The organism is Alsobacter soli (assembly GCF_003004785.1).
GTDB lineage: Bacteria > Pseudomonadota > Alphaproteobacteria > Rhizobiales > Beijerinckiaceae > Alsobacter > Alsobacter soli.
This window is the reverse complement of the sequence record NZ_PVZS01000010.1, coordinates 95410-114748: the sequence shown is the minus strand read 5'-3', so window position 1 is coordinate 114748 and position 19339 is coordinate 95410. Positions and strand designations below refer to the sequence as shown.

Below are 19339 nucleotides of genomic sequence, written 5' to 3'. Positions count from 1 at the left end.
CTCCGGATCTCCTCGTGTCCGTCCACGCCAAGGCGCGCAAGCCCCACCCCCGCCACGCCATCCTGCGCCTGCTCGGCCCCGGACTCGTTGCCGGCGCGGCGGACGATGACCCCTCCGGCGTCGCCACCTATTCCCAGGCCGGCGCCCAGTTCGGCTACGGCCTGCTCTGGACCGTGATCATCACCTATCCGTTCATGGTCGCCATCCAGGTGGTGAGCGCCCGCATAGGCCGCGCCACCGGCAAGGGCGTGGTCGCCAACATGCGGGGCGTCTTCCCCGCCTGGGCGATGGCCTGGATCGTGATCCTGATGCTGGCCGCCAACACCATCAACATCGCCGCCGACCTCGCCGCCATGGGCTCGGCCCTCGCGCTCGTGATCGGAGGCAAGGGAGCCCTCTACGCGCTGCTCCTCGGCGCCGCCTGCGTGGCCCTGGAGGTGCTCGCGCCCTACCGCCGCTACGCCCCCTTCCTGAAGGGGCTCACCATGGTGCTGTTCTTCTACGTCGGAACGGTGCTCACCATCCGGGTCCCGTGGGCGCAGGTGGCCTGGGGCGCGCTGTGGCCGCACTACGCGCTCGACCGCGACGCCATCGTGACCGTGGTGGCCGTGTTCGGCACCACCATCAGCCCCTACGTGTTCTTCTGGCAGGCCGCCGAAGAGGTGGAGGACATGAAGCTCGCGCGCGCCACCCGGGCGCTGCGCGACTACCACGCCAGCACGAAGCCGGTTCTGCGGCGCATCGGGATCGACACCGCCGTCGGCATGGGCTTCTCCAACGTCATTGCGGCCTGCATCATCGTCACCACGGCGGCCACCCTGCACGCCGAGGGCGTGACGCAGATCGACACCTCCGCCCAGGCCGCGGAGGCGCTGCGTCCGCTCGCCGGGGATCTCACCTTCCTGCTGTTCGCCCTGGGGATCCTCGGCACCGGCCTGCTCGCGGTCCCGGTGCTGGCCGGCTCGGCGGCCTATGCGGTGGCGGAAGCCTTCGACTGGCGCTCCTCCCTGGAGTTGAAGCCGCTGGAGGCGCGTGGCTTCTACGCGATTATCGCTGGCTCGACGCTTATTGGCGCCGTGATCGGCCTGTCGCCCCTCGACCCGATCAAGATGCTGTTCTGGTCCGCCGTGATCAACGGCGTGGTGGCGGCGCCTGTCATGGCCGTGATGATGCGCATCGCGTCGAGCCGCAAGGCGATGGGCCCGGCCGTGGCCGGCCCCGCCCTGCGGGTCGGCGGCTGGGCCGCCACGGCCGTGATGGCCCTCGTGGTGGTCGCCATGCTGGCGTCGTGGGCTGCGTGAGCGGCGGCCCCGGGATCAGGTCTCGACCAGGCCCGTCGTGTTGCCCGTGACGGCCCGGTCGCGCCGCCCGTGCGGCAGCGCCAGGTAGTCCTCCGAGCGCATCTCGATCAGCCGCGACACCGTGCGGTCGAACTCGAACGCCTCCCGGCCCTCGGTGGCCGTGTAGAGGTCCTGCGCCTCGGCGTCCGCGGTGGCGACCAGCTTCACCGACGTGTCGTAGAGCGCGTCGATCAGCATGATGAAGCGCTTGGCCTCGTTGCGGCGCTCGATCCCCATCACCGGGATGCCGTCGATCAGCACCGTGTGGAAGCGCTCCGCCACCGCCAGGAAGTCCGATCCGCCAAGCGGCTTGGAGCAGAGATCCGGGAAGGAGAAACGCGCCACCCCGTGGGCCGCGGCGGGCACCTCCAGGGGGTGGCCCCTCACCGTCAGGGTGAGCGGCGCCGCGTGCGCGCCTCCGATCAGGCGGTGGAAGGCCTCGTCGAGGCGTCGCCGGCCCTCCGCGTCCGCCGGGACGTGCCACACAGCGGCCCCGGCCAGCTTTTCCAGCCGGTAGTCGGTCCGCGCGTCCAGTCGCACCACTTCCATGCGCTCCTTCAGGAGCGCGATGAACGGGAGGAAAAGCGCGCGGTTCAGGCCGCCTTCGTAGAGCCGGTCCGGCTCCACGTTGGAGGTGGCCACCACGGTCACGCCCTCGGCGAAGAGCGCCGTGAACAGGCGGCCCAGGATCATGGCGTCGGCGATGTCCGTCACCGTGAACTCGTCGAAGCACAACAGCGTCGATTCCGCCGCGATGGAGGCCGCCACCGGCGGGATCGGGTCGGTGTCCTTCACTTCGCCGCGCTTCACCTTCTGCCGAAACGCATGGATGCGCTCGTGCACGTCGGCCATGAAGGACAGGAAATGGGCGCGCCGCTTGTCCGCCACGGGCGCGGCTTCCAGGAACATGTCCATCAGCATGGTCTTGCCGCGGCCGACAGAGCCCCAGACATAGAGCCCACGCAGCGGTTCGGTTGTCGCGCTCTTGCTGAACAGCCACCCCAGGGCGCGGCTCTTGCGCGCCAGGGGACGGTCGGCGAGCGCCGCCGCGAGCCGATCGAGCCTCGCCACGACCGCCTTTTGGGCGGAATCGGCTTCGATCGCGCCCGAGGCGACGAGCGCGCGATAGCGTTCGGCGATGGCGACAGACACGGGGAGGGGACTCCGGAGGCGGGCGGCATGGACTTAACGCCTGAAGGGGCCTGCCGCAACGCCGCCTTTGGTCTTCGCCGCGTGCGGACCGAAGCGGTCCGGCTGGCGGAACGGTTGCCGGCTTTGCTGCATTGCAACATAATCAATGCGATTCGGGAGCGAACGCTCGAGGCCCTGCCCTCCATCAACAGGACCTTGAGGCCTATGGGACAAGCGCATGCCCCCGCCGGCGCGATCCGGCCCCTAACGCCCAAAGACGTCACCCTCTTTCGAGACCACCTGCTGCGGTTGGACGACCAGGTCCGGCGCAACCGGTTCGCCATGGGCGTCAGCGACGCCTTTCTGGAGCGCTACGCCGGACAGGCGTTTTCCAATGGCGCCGTCCTGCTGGGCTATGTCCAGGGCGGCTGTCTGCGCGCCGCAGCCGAACTGCGGCCGCTGGGCCGCCATGAGGCCGAGGCGGCCTTCAGCACGGAAGGAGACTTCCTGGGCCGCGGCATCGGCACGGCCTTGTTCGCGCGGCTGCTGGCCGAGGCCCGTGGCCTGAAGCTTCGCCGGCTCTACATGAACTGCCTGGCCCAGAACCGGGCCATGCAGGCGCTCGCCCGGAAATTTTCTGCGGAGCTCACCTTCGAGGCGGATGGCGTGCTCGGCATCCTGGACGCGGCCGTTCCGTCTTCCAGCCAGGCTCCGCCGGTCGGACCGGGCGGCGTTGGCCCGTTCACGACCGCCATCTTGCAGTTGCCTGCCCGCTGGCGGGAATTGCTTCCCTGGCGCTAAGACGGGCAAGAAATTGCTTTGTTGCTGAAACTTTAGGCAAGTACTACTTGAGCGGGTTTGATATTTTTTAACTCGCATTTGTTGGTATTCCGAGCTGATAGGCCTAGGCCAGGCTCGGGGGCGACCACCATGGATGCGTTGAGGCTGATCCGCGGACGGAAGGTGACCGTCGGACACAAGATCATGCTGATCATCATGATCCTGGCGGGACCCTTCGGTCTCATGACGAAGCTCTACCTCGACCAGGTCGGCAAGGATATCGCCTTCGCCAGCCGCGAGGTGGAAGGGGCCCGCTACATCGAGGCGCTGTGGCCCGTTCTCGCCGACATGGAGGCGGCCTCTGGCGCCCGCGTGCTGGAGTTGAGCCGCCGGCCGGCTGATCGGGACGAGTTGTTCAAGAGCCGCGAGGCCGTCAATGACTTCGTCGCCGTGGCGACGCGGCGCGCCACGCCCTCGGCGTTGGCGGAAGCCGGGCGGGCCGCGATTTCCAAGGTGGCTGACGGCTCCAACCTGACGCTCGATCCGGACCTGGACTCCTATTACCTGATGGACGCCGTCACGGTGCGCATGCCCGAATTGATGGCCTCCCTGTACGCTCTTCGCGAAGCCCTGAAGCCTTATGCGTCCGCCGGCGCTCCCAGCGGCGGCGCACTGCGCGCCCTTGTGGCCGCCTCGACGCGCTACCAGGCCGCACAGGCGGCGACTGGCGGGTCGATCGCGGCCGCGATGGACGGCAACCCGGACGGTTTGGTCCGCGCCGCCCTCAAGGACGTCAACGCCGCCGCTGAGGGAGCCTGGAAGGACGCCGACTCCGCCATCGCTCGCCTGCTGGCGAAGGCTGAAGCGGGCCAGCCCGCCGCCGCCGCCGAAAGCGACCAGGCGCTGGTCCAGGTCCAAGGCGCCGTCCGGGGCCTCTGGGCCAAGGCGGAAGGCGAGTTGGTTCGTCTGCTGCAGGCCCGAATCGCCGGGTTCGAGGCCGACCGGCTGCAGAAGATGGCCATCGTGGGCTTCGCGCTCGCCCTGGGCGCCCTGGCCCTCGTGATGGTGATCTCATCCATCCGGCGGCCGCTCGGCGGCGTGCTGGCGGCCATTGGCCGTTTTCAGGCCGGCGACTACCTTTCCGCGGTGCCCGGGACCCAGCTGAACAACGAATTCGGCGAGATCGCCCGCGCCTTGCGCAAGCTCCAGGGCATGAGCGGCGAGCAGGCTCTCACGACAGCCGGCATCAACGGCTCCGGCATGATGCTGATGATCACGGACAGCGAGGATCGCATCATCTTCCTCAGCAACGGCCTGATCCAGCTCTTCATGGAGCTCGAGCCCCAGTTCAGGGCCGCCAAGGAGGACTTCTCCGTCAAGGGCATGTATGGCGAGAAGATCGACTACTACAACGACAACGCCAACCTGAAGCGCGAGCTCATGTCCGACGACGGCCGCCGCCGCCGCGTGCGCTACGAGGTCGGCGGCCACGTGATCGACGTCGACATGAGCAACGTCCAGGACGACACCGGCCACCGCGTCGGAAGCGTCCTGGTGTGGACGGACATCACCGCCGAACTCGCCGCCGAACGGGAGATCGCCGCCATCGTGGGCGCCGCGGGCCAGGGCGACTTCAGCCGCCGCGTCTCCATGGATGGCAAGAAGAGCGCGGCGCGCGAGATCGCGCAGGGGCTCAACGCCTTCGCGGACCTGGTCGAGAACGCGTCCAAGGACTTCGCGGAGTCCCTCACGGCCCTGGCCGCCGGGGACCTGACCCGGCCGGTGGCCAACAGCTACGACGGGGTGTTCGGCCGCCTTCAGGAGGCCATCAACGACACCATCGCGCGGCTGGCGGACACCATCCGCACCATCCAGCGCACGGCCTCGGAGGTCGCCACGGCGGCGAACGAGATCCAGTACGGCTCCAACGACCTGGCCCGGCGCACGGAGGACCAGGCGGCGAGCCTGGAGGAGAACGCCGCCACCACCGAAGAGCTGGCCGCCTCCGTGAAGGCGAGCGCCCAGTCGGCGCGCCAGGCGGCCGCCCTCGCCGAGCGCGCCAAGCACAGCGCCTCGGAAGGCGGGGTCGTCGTGAGCCAGGCCGTGGAAGCCATCTCGCGGATCGAGGAATCGTCGCGGCGCATCGCCGACATCACCTCGGTGATCGACGACATCGCGTTCCAGACCAACCTTCTGGCCCTGAACGCGGCCGTGGAAGCGGCGCGCGCGGGCGAAGCCGGCAAGGGCTTCGCGGTCGTGGCGTCGGAAGTCCGAACCCTGGCGCAGCGCTCCAGCGAGGCCGCCAAGGACATCACGGGGCTGATCACGACGTCAACTGCGGAAGTCGTCGGGGGCGTGAAGCTGGTGAAGTCGGCCGGGGATGCGCTCGAGCAGATCGTGCAGGCGTCCAAGGACGTCTTCGATACGATCGCGGAGATCTCGTCATCCACCGCCGAGCAGGCGACCGGCATCGACGAGATCAGCTCGGCCATCTCCACCCTCGACGCCACCACCCAGCAAAACGCCGCCCTCGCGGAGGAAAGCGCCGCCTCGGCCGCCTCGCTCACCACGCAAATCCAGGATCTCGAAAGACTCGTGGCCGGCTTCCGCACCGGAAGCGACCGCACCGCCGCCGCCCGCCGCCGGGCGGCGTGAGCCGCTGGGCGCCAGGCGCCGTCGCCCCTGGCAGCCTCCATGCTCGTAACCTGCTTAGGGCGGCTCTGCCGCCTAGGCCCGCTCGGCTGCATCTCCCGCAGTCATCCCCGGCGCGCCGAAGGCGCGCGAAGGGGATCGGGGGCAAGGCGCGCATGGCCCTGGATCCCCTTCCCCTCCGCCGCTGCGCGGCTCCGGCCGGGGATGACGGCAGAGGCCTGGTGGACTCGCGAGCAGGAGCGTTCCTTACGCCAGCCAGTCCGGGACGCGGTCGAGCCCGATCAGTTCCTCGTATGTCTGCCGCGGGCGGATCACGGCGTAGCGGTCGCCCGAGACCAGCACCTCCGGGATGAGCCGGCGCGAGTTGTAGGTGCCCGACTGCGCCGCCCCGTAGGCCCCTGCGGTCATGACCGCGAGGAGGTCGCCGGGCTTCGGCTCCGCCATCTCGCGGTCCAGCGCGAGGTAGTCGCCCGTCTCGCACACCGGGCCGACCACGTCGGCGGTGATGCGTGGCGCATTCCCGTCCGGGAGCGACACGGGCTTGATGTCGTGATGCGCCTCGTAGAGCGTCGGGCGGATCAGGTCGTTCATGGCCGCGTCGGCGATCACGAAGGTCTTCCCGTCGCCGTGCTTCACGTAGATCACGCTGGTGACCAGCACCCCGGCGTTGCCGACGATCAGGCGGCCGGGCTCGAACACCAGCGTGCAGTCAAGGTCGCGCGTGTGGCGCTTCACGATCGCCGCATAGTCGGCCGGCAGGGGCGGCGGCTCGTTGTTCTCGCGATAGGGGATGCCCAGCCCGCCGCCGAGATCGACGTGGTCGATGGGGTGGCCGTCCGCGCGCAGCTCACGCACGAAGTCTGACAACAGCGCGAACGCGTCCTCGAACGGCTGCATGTCGGTGATCTGCGAGCCGATATGCATATCGACGCCGGTCACCCTGATCCCGGGCAGCTTGGCGGCCCGGGCGTAGACCTCGCGCGCGTGCGAGATCGGGATGCCGAACTTGTTCTCGGACTTGCCGGTGGAGATCTTGTGGTGGGTCTTGGCGTCCACGTCCGGGTTCACCCGGATCGCGATGGCGGCCACCTTCCCCATCCGGGTCGCGACGGCCGAAAGGACGGCGAGTTCGGGCTCGGACTCGACGTTGAAGCACAGGATGTCCTGCTCCAGGCCGTAGGCCATCTCGCGCTCGGTCTTGCCGACGCCCGAGAAGGTGATGCGCGAGCCGGGCACGCCCGCCGCCACCGCCCGGCGCAGCTCGCCTTCGGAGACGACGTCCATGCCGGCGCCGAGCCGCGCCAGCGTGCGCAGCACGGCCTGGTTCGGGTTCGCCTTCATGGCGTAGCAGACAAGGGAGGGACGATCCGCGAAGGCGTCCGCGAAGACGCGGTAATGCCGCTCGAGCGTGGCGGTCGAGTAGCAATAGAAAGGCGTGCCGACCTCTTCGGCGATGCGCCGCAGGTCCACGCCCTCGGCGTGCATGACGCCGCCGATGTAATCGAAATGGTGCATGACGGGTGTCCCGTGGGGCCGGGCGGCCCCCAAACACTTAGAGGATCGGATCCAGGATGAAAGGCTCCTTGGGGGCCTTGATCGGCTTGCCCTTGGCCTTTTGCGAGCCGGACGCCACCGGGGAGATCGATGGCGCGATGGTGCGCGCCGCGTTCGGATCGTCCTCCGGCTGCGCCAGCGGGTCCGGTTTCGCAGCCACTGCGCCGGGAGGCGGCTCGAGCGGGCCCTTGCGGCCGCAGGCGCCGAGAGACACCAGCAGAACGGCGCTCAGCCCGAGGGCGAGGGCGCGGGACGGCGAAAGAACGGGAAACGGCACCGGCGGGAACTCCAAAGCAGCGGCACTATAGCGGAAGCCCGGCGGCGCGGAAGCGGCGCCCGGGCTACAGGTCAGCGGCTTTTCGCGGCCTCTCCGGCGCGGTCGGCGGCCTTGGCTTCCTTGTCGAGCTTCGCCAGCCAGCGCCTGGCCTGCTTCTTCACCTCGGTGGGAGCGGTCCCGCCGTAGCTGGTGCGGCTGCGCACGGAGCGCTCCACGCCGAGCACCTCGAAGACGTCCTGGGTGATGGACGGCTCGACGGCCTGCATCTCGGCGAGGCTGAGCTTCTCCAGGCCGACGTTTTTGGCCGCCGCGAGGCCGACGATGCGGCCGGTGACGTGGTGGGCCTGCCGGAACGGCGTCTTCAGCGTCCGCACCAGCCAGTCGGCGAGGTCCGTGGCGGTCGCGTAGCCCAGGCCTGCGGCCTTCTTCATGGCCTTCAGCTCGGGCTCCATGTCCCGCACCATGCCGGCCATGGCGGCGATGCAGAGCGACAGCGACTGGAGGGCGTCGAAGGTGCCTTCCTTGTCCTCCTGCATATCCTTGGCGTAGCTCAGCGGCAGGCCCTTGATGACGATCAGCAGGCCGTTGAGGGCCCCGATGATGCGCCCCGCCTTGCCGCGCACCAGCTCCGCCGCGTCCGGGTTGCGCTTCTGCGGCATGATGGACGAGCCGCTGGTGAACTTGTCGGAAAGCTTCACCAGCCCGAACTGCGGGGTCGTCCACAGGACGATCTCCTCCGCGAAGCGCGACAGGTGCACGGCGCAGATCGACGCCGCCGCCAGCGCCTCGAGCGCGAAGTCGCGGTCCGACACGCTGTCGAGCGAGTTCGCCGTAGGCCGGTCGAACCCCAGCGCCGCCGCCGTCGCGTGGCGGTCGATGGGGAAGGAGGTCCCGCACAGCGCGGCCGCGCCCAGCGGGCACTCGTTCATGCGCGCGCGCGCGTCCGCGAAGCGCCCGCGGTCGCGCCCGAGCATCTCCACATACGCGAGCAGGTGGTGCCCGAACGTGGTCGGCTGCGCGCTCTGCAGGTGCGTGAACCCGGGCATCACCGCGCCCGCGTGCGCGAGCGCCTTCTCGGCGAGCGCGCGCTGCAGGTCCGCGAGCTGCGCGTCGAGCGCGTCCACGGTGTCGCGCACCCACAGGCGCATGTCCGTGGCCACCTGGTCGTTGCGCGAGCGCGCCGTGTGCAGGCGCCCCGCGGCCGGGCCCACGAGGGCGGCCAGGCGCGACTCCACGTTCATGTGGATGTCCTCGAGCGCCCGCGAGAACGTGAAATCCCCCGCCTCGATTTCGGCCTCAACGGCGGCTAGACCGTCCGTGATGGCCTTGGCGTCCGCGTCCGTGACGATGCCCTGCTGCGCCAGCATGGCGACGTGCGCGCGCGAGCCGCGGATGTCCTGGCGCCAGAGGGCCTTGTCAAAGTCGATGGAGGCGTTGATCTCCTCCATGATGGCGTCCGGGCCGCTCGCGAAACGGCCGCCCCACATCGTGTTGCTCATGTGTCTCTCGATTCCCAACGCAGGACGGATATGACGGACCAGGCCCCGAACGCGCCCGAGACCAAGCCGCAGGCTCCGGGCCCCCGCCGACGCTTCACGGTCGTGGGAGCGCTCGCGGTCGCGGCTGCGCTCGGGCTGGCGGTCCTATACGGGACGAACCGGGGCTGGGGCAACGCCGGCGACGCCGATTGCGCGCCCGCCCGGTCGGTCGCCGAGGCCATGGCGCCCCTGGCGAAGGGCGAGGTTGCGGCCGTGCAGGTCAACAAGACGCCCAAGCTCCTGCCGACGCTGGCCTTCAACGACGCCGACGGCAAGCCGATGACGCTGGCCGACCTGCGCGGCAAGACGGTGCTGCTGAATCTCTGGGCCACCTGGTGCGCGCCCTGCCGCCACGAGATGCCGGCCCTCGACGCCTTGCAGGAGAAGCTGGGCGGCGACGACTTCCAGGTCGTGGCCGTGAACATCGACACCCGCAACCTCGACAAGCCGAAGCAGTGGCTGGACGAGAACAAGATCTCCAGGCTCGCCTACCACGCGGACCCGAGCGCCAAGGTGTTCCAGGAGCTGAAGGCCATCGGCAAGGCCTTCGGCATGCCGACCTCGATCATCGTCGACCGCCGGGGCTGCGAACTGGCGAGCCTCGCGGGCCCTGCCGAGTGGTCGAGCGAGGACGCCCTCAAGCTCCTCCGCGCCGCGATCGGCAAGCCCGCCAGCTGATCACCCGTCATCCCCGGCGCGCCGAAGGCGCGGAAAGGGGATCCAGGACCGCGCGCTCCGGGCTTGCCCGGTTCGCGCCGCCGAGAAACACCCGCTCCGGGCTTGCCCGGTTCGCGCCGCCGAGAAACACCCGCTCCGGGCTTGCCCGGTTCGCGCCGCCGAGAAACACCCGCTGCGGGCTTTCCGGTTGCCGCCCCACGCTGAAGCAGGGCGACCCTGGATCCCCTTCCCCTCCGCGGCTTCGCCGCTCCGGCCGGGGATGACGCATTCAGCCAGGCCGCATCAGCCCTTCCAGCGCCGCCCGCAGCGGCGGCGCGATGGGCGTGGGCCGCTGGGTGGCGCGCACCACGGCGACGTGGGTGAAGCGCCCAAGGGCGGCCGCTGTCTCCTCGCCTCGCCGGAACGCGCCAAGCGTGTAGGTGACGGAACTCGTCCCCAGCCGCTCGACCGCGATGCCGATGTCCACCTGTTCGGGATACGAGATGCTCTCGAAGTAGCTGCAGCTCGTCTCCACCACGAGGTTGATGACGTCGCCGTTCACGATGTCCAGGAAGCCGTTCTCCACCAGCCAGGCGTTCACGGCCGTGTCGAACCACTCGTAGTAGACGACATTGTTCACGTGCCCATAGGCGTCGTTGTCCGACCAGCGCGTCTGGATGGGGCGGAACAGCCGGAAGTCCGCCCGGGTGGGGCGTGGGGCGCGCGCGCTCATCACCAGGCCTGCCGGTAGATCGCCAGGGCGTCGGCCTCGGTCAGCGGACGCGGGTTGTTCACGAGCAAGCGCGTCTGCTTCATGGCGTCGGCGGCCAGGGTCGGCAGCGCTTCCTGCGGGATGCCGACATCGCGCAACCGGCTCTCCAGCTTGCAGGAGGGCGCCAGGTCGCCGAGCTTTTCCGCGAACGCGTCCGCCCGCGCCTGGGTCCCGATCTCCGCCAGCTCCGGAAACAGGTCCGGGGCGATCTCGGCGTAGAGGCCGGCCGCCGCCGGAGCGTTGAAGCGGATCACGTGCGGCAGCACGAGGGCATTGGAGAGCCCGTGCGGCACGTGGTAGCGACCGCCGATCGGGTAGGCGAGGGCGTGCACCGCGGCCACCGGCGAGTTCGCGAAGGCCTGCCCGGCCAGCATGGCGCCCAGCAGCATGTCCCCGCGCGCGGCCTTGTCGCGGCCGTCCCGGACGACCTTCAGCAGGGCGCCGCCGAGCAGGCGCAGGGCCTGCCGGGCCAGCATCTTCGACAGCGGGTTGTTGTTGGGCGAGGCGGAGGCGTAGGCCTCGATGGCGTGCACCATGGCGTCGATGCCGGTGGCTGCCGTCACGTGCGGCGGTAGCCCCAAGGTCAGGTCGGGATCGAGCAGGGCCACGTCGGGCAGGATGACGGGCGACACCACGCCCTTTTTCTCGTTCTCGCCCGTGGTCACGATGGAGATCGGCGTCACCTCGGAGCCGGTGCCCGAGGTGGTCGGGACCAGGATCAGCGGCAGCCTCGGCCCCTTGGCGAAGCCGACGCCGTAGATGGCGCCGAGTTCCTCGCGCCCTGCGGCCAGAAGGGCGACCAGCTTGGCCACGTCCATGGAGGAGCCCCCGCCGAGCCCGACCACGCCCTCGGCTCCGAAAGCTCGGGCCTCCTCGACCGCCTGCAGGACCACCGCCTCAGGGGGATCGGCCACCACGCCGTCGAAAACCTGGACCTCGCATCCGGCGCCGCGCAGCGCCTCCAGGGCCGGTTCGACCAACCCGGAGGCGATCACGCCCTTGTCGGTCACGAGGGCCAGGCGCCGCCCCGCCTGCTGGACCGCGATCTCGCCGAGTCGGGCGATGGAGCCCGAGCCGAAGACGATCGATTTGGCCGTGTTGAAGGTGAAGGGCGTCATGGGGGCGTTTCCTCGGGTTCTTGTCGCGGCGACCTCCACCGCCGTCATCCCCGGCCGGAGCGGCGGAGCCGCGGAGGGGAAGGGGATCCAGGGCAGCGCGCGCGAGCCCTTCTTCGGTTCGCGCCGCCCGACCTATCGCGCCGGCGTTCCCAACCAACGTTCGCGCGTGTTTCCCTGGATCCCCTTCCCGGCGCTTCGCGCCGCCGGGGATGACGGTGGAGTGTGATCGCCTGTGTTTCTTTGCGCAGTCACGGTAGCGGGCGCCGGAGCGGCGGCAAAGCGCGGGATTTCAGAAACCGGGCGTGCGTCCGAGCAGGGCCTGCGCGACGAACTGCCCGGCGTGCCGCAGGCCTTCGCCGTCGATGCCGTGCTCAACACCGAAAGAGAGATGCCACTGGCAGGACATCTGCGCCTTTGCGAGCCCGATCGCCGCCATGAACATCGCCTGCACGGGGATCACCGGATCCTGGTCGCCATGGACGAGCAGAACGGGAGGCGCAGCCGTCGCCTCCTCGGCCAGGCGCTCCGGGCCGACCAGCATCCCCGAAAAGCCCACGATCGCGCCGGGCGCCGTGGCGCGGCGCAGGCCAGTATGCAGCGCCATCATGGTTCCCTGGCTGAACCCGACCAGCGCGAGACGGCTGTCGTCCAGGCCCCAGCGGGCGAGCTCGGCGTCCAGGAAGGCGTCCAGCGCCGGCCGCGCCCCCACGACCCCGGTCCAGCGCTCGTGAGGGTCGCGCATCGTGAGCGGAAACCATTGCCGGCCCATCGGCGCGCCGTCGCAGGGGGCCGGCGCATGCGGGGCCACGAAGGCGGCGTCCGGCAGCCATTCCCGCCATTCCTCGCCGATGTCGATGAGGTCCCGCCCATCCGCCCCGTAGCCGTGGAGAAACACGACCAGTTGCCGGGCCACACCCGACAGGGGCGGCAGGCGGGGACCGTCGAGGGCTGCAGGCATGCGGGGCTCCGATTCAGATGTCCGTGTTGCAGGATAGAGCCGGCCCCTCTCAACCGTCATCCCCGGGCTCGTCCCGGCGATCTCCCCCGCACGATGCCGTCATGGCTGGTACTGGCCCGGCCATGACAGTGTCGGCGCAGGGTCTTCCTCCGTCATTGCGAGGAGCGCAGCGACGAAGCAATCCATTGCGGCCGGCCGGGACCTTGGCGATTGGGCTTCTGGATTGCTTCGCTGCGCTCGCAATGACGGAGAAAGCCTCCCGACTCCATGGCGCGCCGGGGATGACGGCGGACGCTGGGTCAGCGCCCTTCACCCCACGCCGAGGCGGTCCTGGTCGCCGGGCGGGATCACGTCGCGGCCTCGGGCGACCTTGTAGTAGGCCCAGAGCAGGGTGGCGGCCGCGCCCCGCCAGGGGCGCCAGCGCTCGGCCAGCGTCGTGAAGGCTTTGGGGCTAGGGCGGGCGTCGAGGCCGAAGCCGAGGCGGGCGGCTTCCTGCAGGGCGAGGTCGCCGGCCGGGAAAGCGTCGGGATGGCCGAGGCAGAACAGCAGGTACACGTCGGCCGTCCAGGGGCCGATCCCCTTGACTGCGCAGAGCAGCGCGTGCGCCTCGTCCGCGGGCATGTCGCCGAGGGCGTCCAGGGGCAGCGCCCCGGAGGCGATCGCCTCCGCGATGGCCTTGGCGGCCCGGATCTTGGGGGCCGAGAAGCCGCAGGCGCGCAGGTCCTCCTCGGAGGCGGCCAGAATGGCCTCCGGCGTCGGCGGGTCGAAGCGGGACGAGAAACGCGTCCAGATGGCGGCGGCGCTGGCCGTGGACACCTGCTGGCCGATCATGATCGCGCACAGGCCCGGGAAGCCGGGCGGCCGGCGCCGCGGCGCGACGGGACCCACGGCGGCGCGCAGCGGAGCCAGCGCCGGATCGCGGGCGACCAGCGCGTCGAGCGCGGCGGAGAGCTCCTCTTCGGTGCGGATCATGGTTGCGCGGAGGGGGCGGGAAGGGGCAGGAACGGGGGAACGCACATGCGCCGCATGGGAGGCCGGAGCTGGCCGAACCGCAACCCGTTTTCCGCTTCGCCCCGAGCCCGAACGGCTACCTGCACCTGGGGCACGCCGCCTCGGCGCTGCTCAACGCCAGCCTGGCCAAGCGGCTCGGCGGTCGCCTGCTGCTGCGCATCGAGGATATCGACATCGGCCGCTCCCGGCCCGAATTCGAAGCCGCAATCGTCGAGGACCTGGCCTGGCTGGGGCTGCGCTTCGACGAGCCGGCGCGCAGGCAGTCCGAGCACATGGCCGAATATGCGGCGGCGTTGCAGGAACTCGGCCGGCGCGGGCTCACCTACCCCTGCTTCTGCACCCGCGGCGAGATCGCGGCCCGGGTGGCTGAGGCCGAAGCCCCGGGCCGCAGCTGGCCGCGAGATCCGGATGGCGCCCCGATGGGAGTCTGCCCTTGCGCGGGCCTCTCGCTTGCTGACCGCCAAGGCCGCATCCGCGCCGGGGAGCCGCACGCGACGCGGCTCGCCATGGCGGCGGCCCTGGAGGCGGCCGGAGACGCGCCGCTGGGCTGGACGGAGTGGGACCCGGCTTCGGACGGCGGCCGCCACGTCGAGGCCGACCCGGCCCGCTGGGGCGACGTCGTGATCGGCCGCAAGGACGTGCCGGCCAGCTATCATCTGGCGGTGACCCACGACGACGCCCTGCAGGGCGTCACCCACGTCGTGCGCGGCGCCGACCTGCGCGAGGCGACCCACATCCACGTCCTGCTGCAGCGCCTTCGCGGCCTGCCGACGCCGGTCTACCATCACCACGGCCTGGTGCTGGACGCCGACGGCCGCAAGCTCTCCAAGTCGATCCGCTCCACGGCCCTGCGCAGCCTAAGGGCCGAGGGCGTGACCCCGGGCGAGATCCGACGGCGGCTGGGCGCGCTGATCGCCTAGGTCTGGGCGTCGCCGCCCCCCTTGGGAGGGATTGAGGGAGGGGGTCGCGCAGCTGTAGCGGATTCGCCGAACGGAACGGGGGCTGAGAGACTCCCACCCCCACCCCTGGCAAGGGCGAGGGGGACACCGCGCCCGCTACTTCAGCCGGCTCTGCCGCAGGACGCCGCTCTGCTCCAGCAGCGGATAGGCTGCGGAGGCGATGTGCGCCTCGATGCGCTTCAGGTCCCGCACGATGTCGAGCTGGATGGCGCTCGTCTCGATGGACGCCGTGTCGCCGTCGCGCACGCGCTCGAAATGCCGCTCCGTGGCGATGCGCTCCAGCTCGCGGAACTGCTCCTTCTCGGCCACGAGCCGGCGCGCGGCGTTGATGTCGCCGCTCATGTAGACCGCGATGGCGAGCTGCATGTGGTCGATGAGCCGCTGGTGCATGCCGTCGATCTCGGCCAGGCCCTCGGGCGAGAGCTTCAGCCGGTTCTTGATGCACTTGGCCCCGAGCTCCTTGAGGTTCTTGTCGACGATGTCGCCGATGTGCTCGAGATTGATGGTGAAGCCCAGGATGTCGGCGAGCCGCCGCGTCTCCGCGTCGCTGGAGGCCTCGCGGCTGATCGCAGTGAGGTAGCGCTCGATCTCGCCATGGAGGCGGTCGACGATGTCGTCCAGCCGGCCGATCTCGGCGACGCGCTTGCGGTCGCCGCTGTGGATCAGATCCTGCGAGCCGCGCAGCATGGCTTCCACCACGTCGGCCATGCGCAGCGACTCTCGCGCCGCGTTGGAGAGCGCCACGCTGGGCGTCTCCAGGGCCGAGGCGTCGAGATATTGCGGCGTGCCCGGGTCGTTGGCCTGGATCTTCTGCGGCAAGAGCTTGGTGAGCAGGCGCGCGAAGGGGCCCAGCAGCGGCATGGCGGCGAGCGCCAGCACGATGTTGAAAGCCATGTGGAACAGCGCCGCCATCCGCGCCGGCGAGGCGTCCAGCACGGCGAGCCAGGACACGATCCAGGGCAGCAGCGGCAGGGCGATGGCGCAGCCAACGGCCCGGTTCACCAGGTTTCCGAGCGGCAGGCGCAGGCGCAGGGGGTCGCCGCCGGTTCCCTCCAGAACGGGGTTGAGCGCGCTGCCCAGGTTGGCGCCCAGCACCATGGCGAGCGCCGCCGAGGGCGACAGGACGCCGGCGGCGGCGAGCGACATCACGAACAGCACGATGGCGACGCTGGAATGGGCGGCCCAGGTGATGATGGCCGCGATGGCGAGGTTGAGCACGGGCTCGCGGGTCAGCGCCGCGAGCAGGTCGCGCACCGCCGGCGCGGTCTCGATGGGAGAAATCGCCTCCGTGAGCAGGTGCAGCGACAGCAGCATCAGGCCGAGCCCGATGCCGACCCGGCCGAGGTCGCGCGTCAGCGTGCGGCCGCCGCGCCGGAAGGCGGTGACGCCCGCGAGGATCAGCACCGGGTACACGAGCCCGATGTCGAACGAGAAAGCCTGGACGATGAGGGTGGTGCCCACATTCGCGCCCAGCATGAGCGCGAGCGCCGGGACCAGCGACACGACCCCTTCCGCGGCGAACGAGGTCGCCATGAGCGCCGTCGCGGTGCTGCTCTGCAGCACGGCCGTCACCCCGACGCCCGCCGCGAAGGCGCTGGGCCTGGATTTCAGGCCGGCGCCCAGCACCCGGCGCAGCTCGCTGCCGAAGGCCCGCATGACGCCGCTGTGCACCATGTGGATGCCCCACAGCAGCAGTGCGATGTCGCCGAAGAGGTGGATGATGACCTGCGTGGCGGACATGCGGGGGCCTCACGCGTCGGGAGGAGGGGGCGGAGTCACCATATGACAGCTTGCCTGAATGAAAAGAACGCAAACGCGACCTGGATTTTTCGTCGGCGCGACGAACGCGCAACCTCCCGCGCGGTTCCGCCCTGCCCGGAGCCGCACGCAGCCGCAGGCGCTTGTGAGGCCGGCCGGTCGTGATTAAGTTGGACGCGCCGTGGGGTGCCGTCCGCAAGGACGGCTGAGATCATACCCATCGAACCTGATCTGGGTCATGCCAGCGAAGGGAGAGGCTTCCAGGCGCGCCTGGCGTCTCTTCCGCATGGGGGAAGAGACGCACGTGAGCACAACCGCCGTTTCGCCCGAGACCGCGTCCGAAGCGCTGGCCGCCCTGCGCTGGAAGCGCCCGCTCGTGCACTGTCTCACCAACGACGTGGTCGCCAACGTCACCGCCAACGCGCTGCTCGCCGCCGGGGCCTCCCCCGTGATGGCGCACGCGCCGGAGGAGGCGGCCGTCATCGCGGCCCGGGCCGGCGCGCTGCTGGTCAACATCGGCACGCTCACCCGCGACCGGGTGGAGGTCATGGTGGCGGCCGCGGAGGCGGCCAGGGCGGCGGGCGCGCCGTGGGTGTTCGACCCGGTCGGCGTGGGCGCCTCGCCGTTCCGGCAGGAGGCGGCGGCGCGGATCCTCGCGATTGGGCCGACGCTCGTGAAGGGCAACGCCGCCGAGATCGTCACCCTCGCCACCGGCCGCCCGGCGGGGCGGGGCGTGGACTCGGAGGAGGGCGAAAGCCGCGCCGTCCAGGACGCCGCGGTGGCGCTCGCTCGGCGCCTGCGGTGCGCCGTGGCGGCCACCGGCCGGGTGGATCTCGTGACGGATGGCGTCGGCGTTCTCCAGGTCCACAACGGTCACGCGCTCATGGGCCGCATCACCGGCTCCGGCTGCGCCGCCGGCGCCCTGTGCGCCGCCGTCCTGGGGGCCGGCGCGCCCGCCCTCGCCGGCGCGGCGTCCGCCCTGGCCTATTTCGGTTTGGCCGGCGAGCGCGCCGCCGCGGGCGAGCCCGGGCCCGGCATGTTCCAGGCCCGCCTCCTCGACGAACTCGCCGCCGTCACGCCCGAGGATCTCGCCGCCGGCGCAAGGATCACCGCATGACCCGTCCCGCCTTCGACCTCTCGCTCTATCTCGTCACCGACCCGGCCCTCGTCCGGCCGCGCGGCCTGCGCGCCACCGTGGAAGCGGCGGTGCGTGGCGGCGCCACGCTGGTCCAGCTGCGCGACAAGATGTCCGACGACCGCGCCTTCGCGCGCGACGCGGAGGACCTGCTCGCCCTCCTGCGCCCGCTCGGCGTGCCGCTGGTCGTCAACGACCGGGTCGACATCGCCTGCGCGGTGGGCGCCGACGGCGTCCACATCGGCCAGGACGACGGCGACCCGCGCCGCGTGCGCGACCGCATCGGCCCGGCCATGATCCTGGGCCTGTCGGCCGGCACGGCGGAAGAGTTCGCCGCCGTCCCCGCCGGCGTGGTGGACTACCTCGGCGTGGGCCCCGTCAGGGCCACCGGCACCAAGCCGGACCACGACCCTCCGATCGGCGTGGACGGCCTGGCCCGGCTGCTGCCGCTGCATCCGCTGCCCAAGGTCGCCATCGGCGGCATAGGCCTTGCGAACGCCCGCGACGTGATCGCGACCGGGGTCGAGGGCGTCGCGGTGGTCTCGGCCATCTGCGCGGCGGAGGATCCCGAAGCGGCCGCCCGGGAGCTCGCCTCCATCATCGGCGAAGCGCGAGCGGCGCGCCCATGAAGACGACCCGTCGTTTCGCGCTGGGCGCCGCCGGAGCGGGCCTGCTGGCCGCCCCGGCCCTCGTCCGGGCCGACGCCCCCATCCGCTGGCGCATGGCCACCTCCTGGCCCAAGAACCTGCCCGGCCCCGGCGTCTCCGCCGCCCGCCTGGCCGGGCGCGTGGCGCGCATGTCCGGCGGCCGCCTCCAGATAGACCTTTTCGCCGCGGGCGAGATCGTCCCCGCCTTCGCGGTGCTGGACGCGGTGTCCAACGGCACGGTGGAGATGGGCCACACGGCCTCGTTCTTTTGGGAGGGCAAGGCCCCCGCCGCGTCCCTGTTCACCACCGCGCCCTTCGGCATGGCGGCCGTCGAGCACCAGGCCTGGCTCGCCGAGCGGGGCGGACAGGCGCTTTGGGACAGGCTCTACGAGCCCTTCGGCGTGCGTGGCCTGCTGGCCGGCAACACAGGCCCGTCCATGGGCGGCTGGTTCCGCAAGGAGCTCGGCTCCGCCGCCGACCTGAAGGGCCTGCGCATCCGCGTCCAGGGCCTTGGCGGCGACGTCTACGCCGAGCTGGGCGCCGTGCCGCAGTCGATCCCGCCCGGCGACGTCTACCCCGCCCTGGAGCGCGGCGTCATCGACGCGGTCGAACTGCTGTCTCCCGCCAACGACCTGCCCCTCGGCTTCCACCGCGTCGCGCCGGTCTACTACATGCCGGGCTTCAACAAGCCCAACGGCGCCGCCGAGGCGCTCGTGGCGACCAAGGCCTGGGAGAAGCTGGCTCCCGAGTTGCAGGCCATCGTCGAGGCGGCCTGCGCGGCCGAGCACGCGGCTGGCCTCGCCGACGCCGAGCGCTCCAACGCCGAGGCCATCGTCAAGCTGGTGTCCATGGGCGCCAGGCCCACGCCCTTCCCGGCCGACGTTCTCGCCGCTGCGCGCAAGGCGGCCGATGCCGTGCTCGACCGGGTGGCCGCCAAGACCCCGCTGGCTGGCGAGATCGTCGCCTCGTACCGGACTGCATCGTCCGAGGGCCGGCCCTGGGCGAGGATCCAGGGCTACATGGCCCAGGCCCTGCGCGGCTGATTGCACCTT

General features: G+C 71.0%; 17 protein-coding genes and 1 riboswitch. Of the genes, 8 read left to right on the top strand and 9 right to left on the bottom strand.

What is annotated here, in order from left to right; all coding sequences use genetic code 11:
- The first annotated feature begins 14 nt into the window (after window positions 1-14).
- Window positions 15-1301, top strand: a complete 1287-nt coding sequence (locus SLNSH_RS11060; protein WP_106337139.1) for an NRAMP family divalent metal transporter — start codon at window positions 15-17, stop codon at window positions 1299-1301.
- Between the two features lie 15 nt (window positions 1302-1316).
- On the opposite strand, the gene zapE is transcribed toward SLNSH_RS11060, so the two are convergent.
- Window positions 1317-2492 carry a cell division protein ZapE gene (zapE, locus tag SLNSH_RS11055; RefSeq protein ID WP_106336998.1) on the bottom strand — a complete coding sequence of 392 codons (1176 nt, stop codon included), beginning with the start codon at window positions 2490-2492 and terminating at the stop codon, window positions 1317-1319.
- Window positions 2493-2696: 204 nt separating this feature from the next.
- On the opposite strand from zapE, the gene SLNSH_RS11050 reads away from it, so the two are divergent.
- Window positions 2697-3272, top strand: coding sequence for a GNAT family N-acetyltransferase (locus SLNSH_RS11050; protein WP_146140245.1), 576 nt, complete (start codon window positions 2697-2699; stop codon window positions 3270-3272).
- A 129-nt stretch (window positions 3273-3401) separates the two neighbouring features.
- Window positions 3402-5906 (top strand): methyl-accepting chemotaxis protein, encoded by a 2505-nt coding sequence (locus tag SLNSH_RS11045; protein ID WP_106336994.1) that lies wholly within the window; start codon window positions 3402-3404, stop codon window positions 5904-5906.
- 243 nt (window positions 5907-6149) lie between these two features.
- On the opposite strand, the gene lysA is transcribed toward SLNSH_RS11045, so the two are convergent.
- The 3 genes from lysA to argH all read right to left on the bottom strand — a co-directional run bounded on the left by lysA (window position 6150) and on the right by argH (window position 9233).
- Complete coding sequence (lysA, locus tag SLNSH_RS11040) at window positions 6150-7418, bottom strand: diaminopimelate decarboxylase (RefSeq protein WP_106336992.1); 1269 nt, start codon at window positions 7416-7418, stop codon at window positions 6150-6152.
- 37 nt (window positions 7419-7455) lie between these two features.
- Window positions 7456-7734: an LPS translocon maturation chaperone LptM gene (gene lptM, locus SLNSH_RS11035; RefSeq protein WP_106336991.1), complete on the bottom strand. Its 279-nt coding sequence runs from the start codon at window positions 7732-7734 to the stop codon at window positions 7456-7458.
- 71 nt (window positions 7735-7805) lie between these two features.
- Window positions 7806-9233: an argininosuccinate lyase gene (argH, locus tag SLNSH_RS11030; protein WP_106336989.1), complete on the bottom strand. Its 1428-nt coding sequence runs from the start codon at window positions 9231-9233 to the stop codon at window positions 7806-7808.
- 30 nt (window positions 9234-9263) lie between these two features.
- On the opposite strand from argH, the gene tlpA reads away from it, so the two are divergent.
- Window positions 9264-9950 carry a thiol:disulfide interchange protein TlpA gene (gene tlpA / locus SLNSH_RS11025; protein ID WP_106336988.1) on the top strand — a complete coding sequence of 229 codons (687 nt, stop codon included), beginning with the start codon at window positions 9264-9266 and terminating at the stop codon, window positions 9948-9950.
- Between the two features lie 268 nt (window positions 9951-10218).
- On the opposite strand, the gene SLNSH_RS11020 is transcribed toward tlpA, so the two are convergent.
- From SLNSH_RS11020 to SLNSH_RS11000, 4 genes are all read right to left on the bottom strand, one after another.
- Window positions 10219-10662 (bottom strand): acyl-CoA thioesterase, encoded by a 444-nt coding sequence (locus SLNSH_RS11020; RefSeq protein WP_106336986.1) that lies wholly within the window; start codon window positions 10660-10662, stop codon window positions 10219-10221.
- Window positions 10662-11819 (bottom strand): iron-containing alcohol dehydrogenase, encoded by a 1158-nt coding sequence (locus SLNSH_RS11015; RefSeq protein WP_106336985.1) that lies wholly within the window; start codon window positions 11817-11819, stop codon window positions 10662-10664. Before SLNSH_RS11015 ends, SLNSH_RS11020 begins: the two co-directional genes overlap by 1 nt.
- A gap of 289 nt (window positions 11820-12108) precedes the next feature.
- Window positions 12109-12777: an alpha/beta hydrolase gene (locus SLNSH_RS11005; protein WP_106336982.1), complete on the bottom strand. Its 669-nt coding sequence runs from the start codon at window positions 12775-12777 to the stop codon at window positions 12109-12111.
- 309 nt (window positions 12778-13086) lie between these two features.
- Window positions 13087-13749, bottom strand: a complete 663-nt coding sequence (locus tag SLNSH_RS11000; RefSeq protein ID WP_106336980.1) for a DNA-3-methyladenine glycosylase family protein — start codon at window positions 13747-13749, stop codon at window positions 13087-13089.
- Between the two features lie 68 nt (window positions 13750-13817).
- Between SLNSH_RS11000 and gluQRS the strand changes: the two genes are divergently transcribed.
- A complete protein-coding gene (gene gluQRS / locus SLNSH_RS10995; protein ID WP_106337138.1) occupies window positions 13818-14708 on the top strand; it encodes a tRNA glutamyl-Q(34) synthetase GluQRS in 891 nt (296 codons plus the stop codon).
- A gap of 135 nt (window positions 14709-14843) precedes the next feature.
- On the opposite strand, the gene SLNSH_RS10990 is transcribed toward gluQRS, so the two are convergent.
- The gene (locus SLNSH_RS10990) at window positions 14844-16487 is read right to left on the bottom strand and encodes a Na/Pi cotransporter family protein (RefSeq protein WP_106336978.1); all 1644 of its coding nucleotides are present in this window, start codon (window positions 16485-16487) and stop codon (window positions 14844-14846) included.
- 190 nt (window positions 16488-16677) lie between these two features.
- Window positions 16678-16776, top strand: a riboswitch (TPP riboswitch).
- 33 nt (window positions 16777-16809) lie between these two features.
- Between SLNSH_RS10990 and thiM the strand changes: the two genes are divergently transcribed.
- Genes thiM through SLNSH_RS10975 form a run of 3 tightly spaced genes read left to right on the top strand, consistent with a single transcriptional unit; the run spans window position 16810 to window position 19330 of the window.
- Window positions 16810-17622 (top strand): hydroxyethylthiazole kinase, encoded by an 813-nt coding sequence (gene thiM / locus SLNSH_RS10985; RefSeq protein WP_245422244.1) that lies wholly within the window; start codon window positions 16810-16812, stop codon window positions 17620-17622.
- On the top strand, window positions 17619-18269 hold the full coding sequence (thiE, locus tag SLNSH_RS10980; protein ID WP_106336977.1) for a thiamine phosphate synthase: 651 nt from the start codon (window positions 17619-17621) through the stop codon (window positions 18267-18269). The genes thiM and thiE overlap by 4 nt, the downstream gene beginning before the upstream one ends.
- Window positions 18266-19330, top strand: coding sequence for a TRAP transporter substrate-binding protein (locus tag SLNSH_RS10975; protein ID WP_106336975.1), 1065 nt, complete (start codon window positions 18266-18268; stop codon window positions 19328-19330). Before thiE ends, SLNSH_RS10975 begins: the two co-directional genes overlap by 4 nt.
- The last annotated feature ends 9 nt before the right edge of the window (window positions 19331-19339 follow it).

Excerpts from the sequence above, each read along its gene's own strand:
- lysA (WP_106336992.1), bottom strand. The coding sequence starts at position 7,418 with ATGCACCATTTCGATTACATCGGCGGCGTCATGCACGCCGAGGGCGTG.
- SLNSH_RS11050 (WP_146140245.1), top strand. The coding sequence starts at position 2,697 with ATGGGACAAGCGCATGCCCCCGCCGGCGCGATCCGGCCCCTAACGCCC.
- SLNSH_RS10990 (WP_106336978.1), bottom strand. The coding sequence starts at position 16,487 with ATGTCCGCCACGCAGGTCATCATCCACCTCTTCGGCGACATCGCACTG.
- argH (WP_106336989.1), bottom strand. The coding sequence starts at position 9,233 with ATGAGCAACACGATGTGGGGCGGCCGTTTCGCGAGCGGCCCGGACGCC.
- SLNSH_RS11000 (WP_106336980.1), bottom strand. The coding sequence starts at position 13,749 with ATGATCCGCACCGAAGAGGAGCTCTCCGCCGCGCTCGACGCGCTGGTC.
- SLNSH_RS11005 (WP_106336982.1), bottom strand. The coding sequence starts at position 12,777 with ATGCCTGCAGCCCTCGACGGTCCCCGCCTGCCGCCCCTGTCGGGTGTG.
- SLNSH_RS10975 (WP_106336975.1), top strand. The coding sequence starts at position 18,266 with ATGAAGACGACCCGTCGTTTCGCGCTGGGCGCCGCCGGAGCGGGCCTG.
- SLNSH_RS11015 (WP_106336985.1), bottom strand. The coding sequence starts at position 11,819 with ATGACGCCCTTCACCTTCAACACGGCCAAATCGATCGTCTTCGGCTCG.
- tlpA (WP_106336988.1), top strand. The coding sequence starts at position 9,264 with ATGACGGACCAGGCCCCGAACGCGCCCGAGACCAAGCCGCAGGCTCCG.
- thiE (WP_106336977.1), top strand. The coding sequence starts at position 17,619 with ATGACCCGTCCCGCCTTCGACCTCTCGCTCTATCTCGTCACCGACCCG.
- SLNSH_RS11020 (WP_106336986.1), bottom strand. The coding sequence starts at position 10,662 with ATGAGCGCGCGCGCCCCACGCCCCACCCGGGCGGACTTCCGGCTGTTC.
- SLNSH_RS11045 (WP_106336994.1), top strand. The coding sequence starts at position 3,402 with ATGGATGCGTTGAGGCTGATCCGCGGACGGAAGGTGACCGTCGGACAC.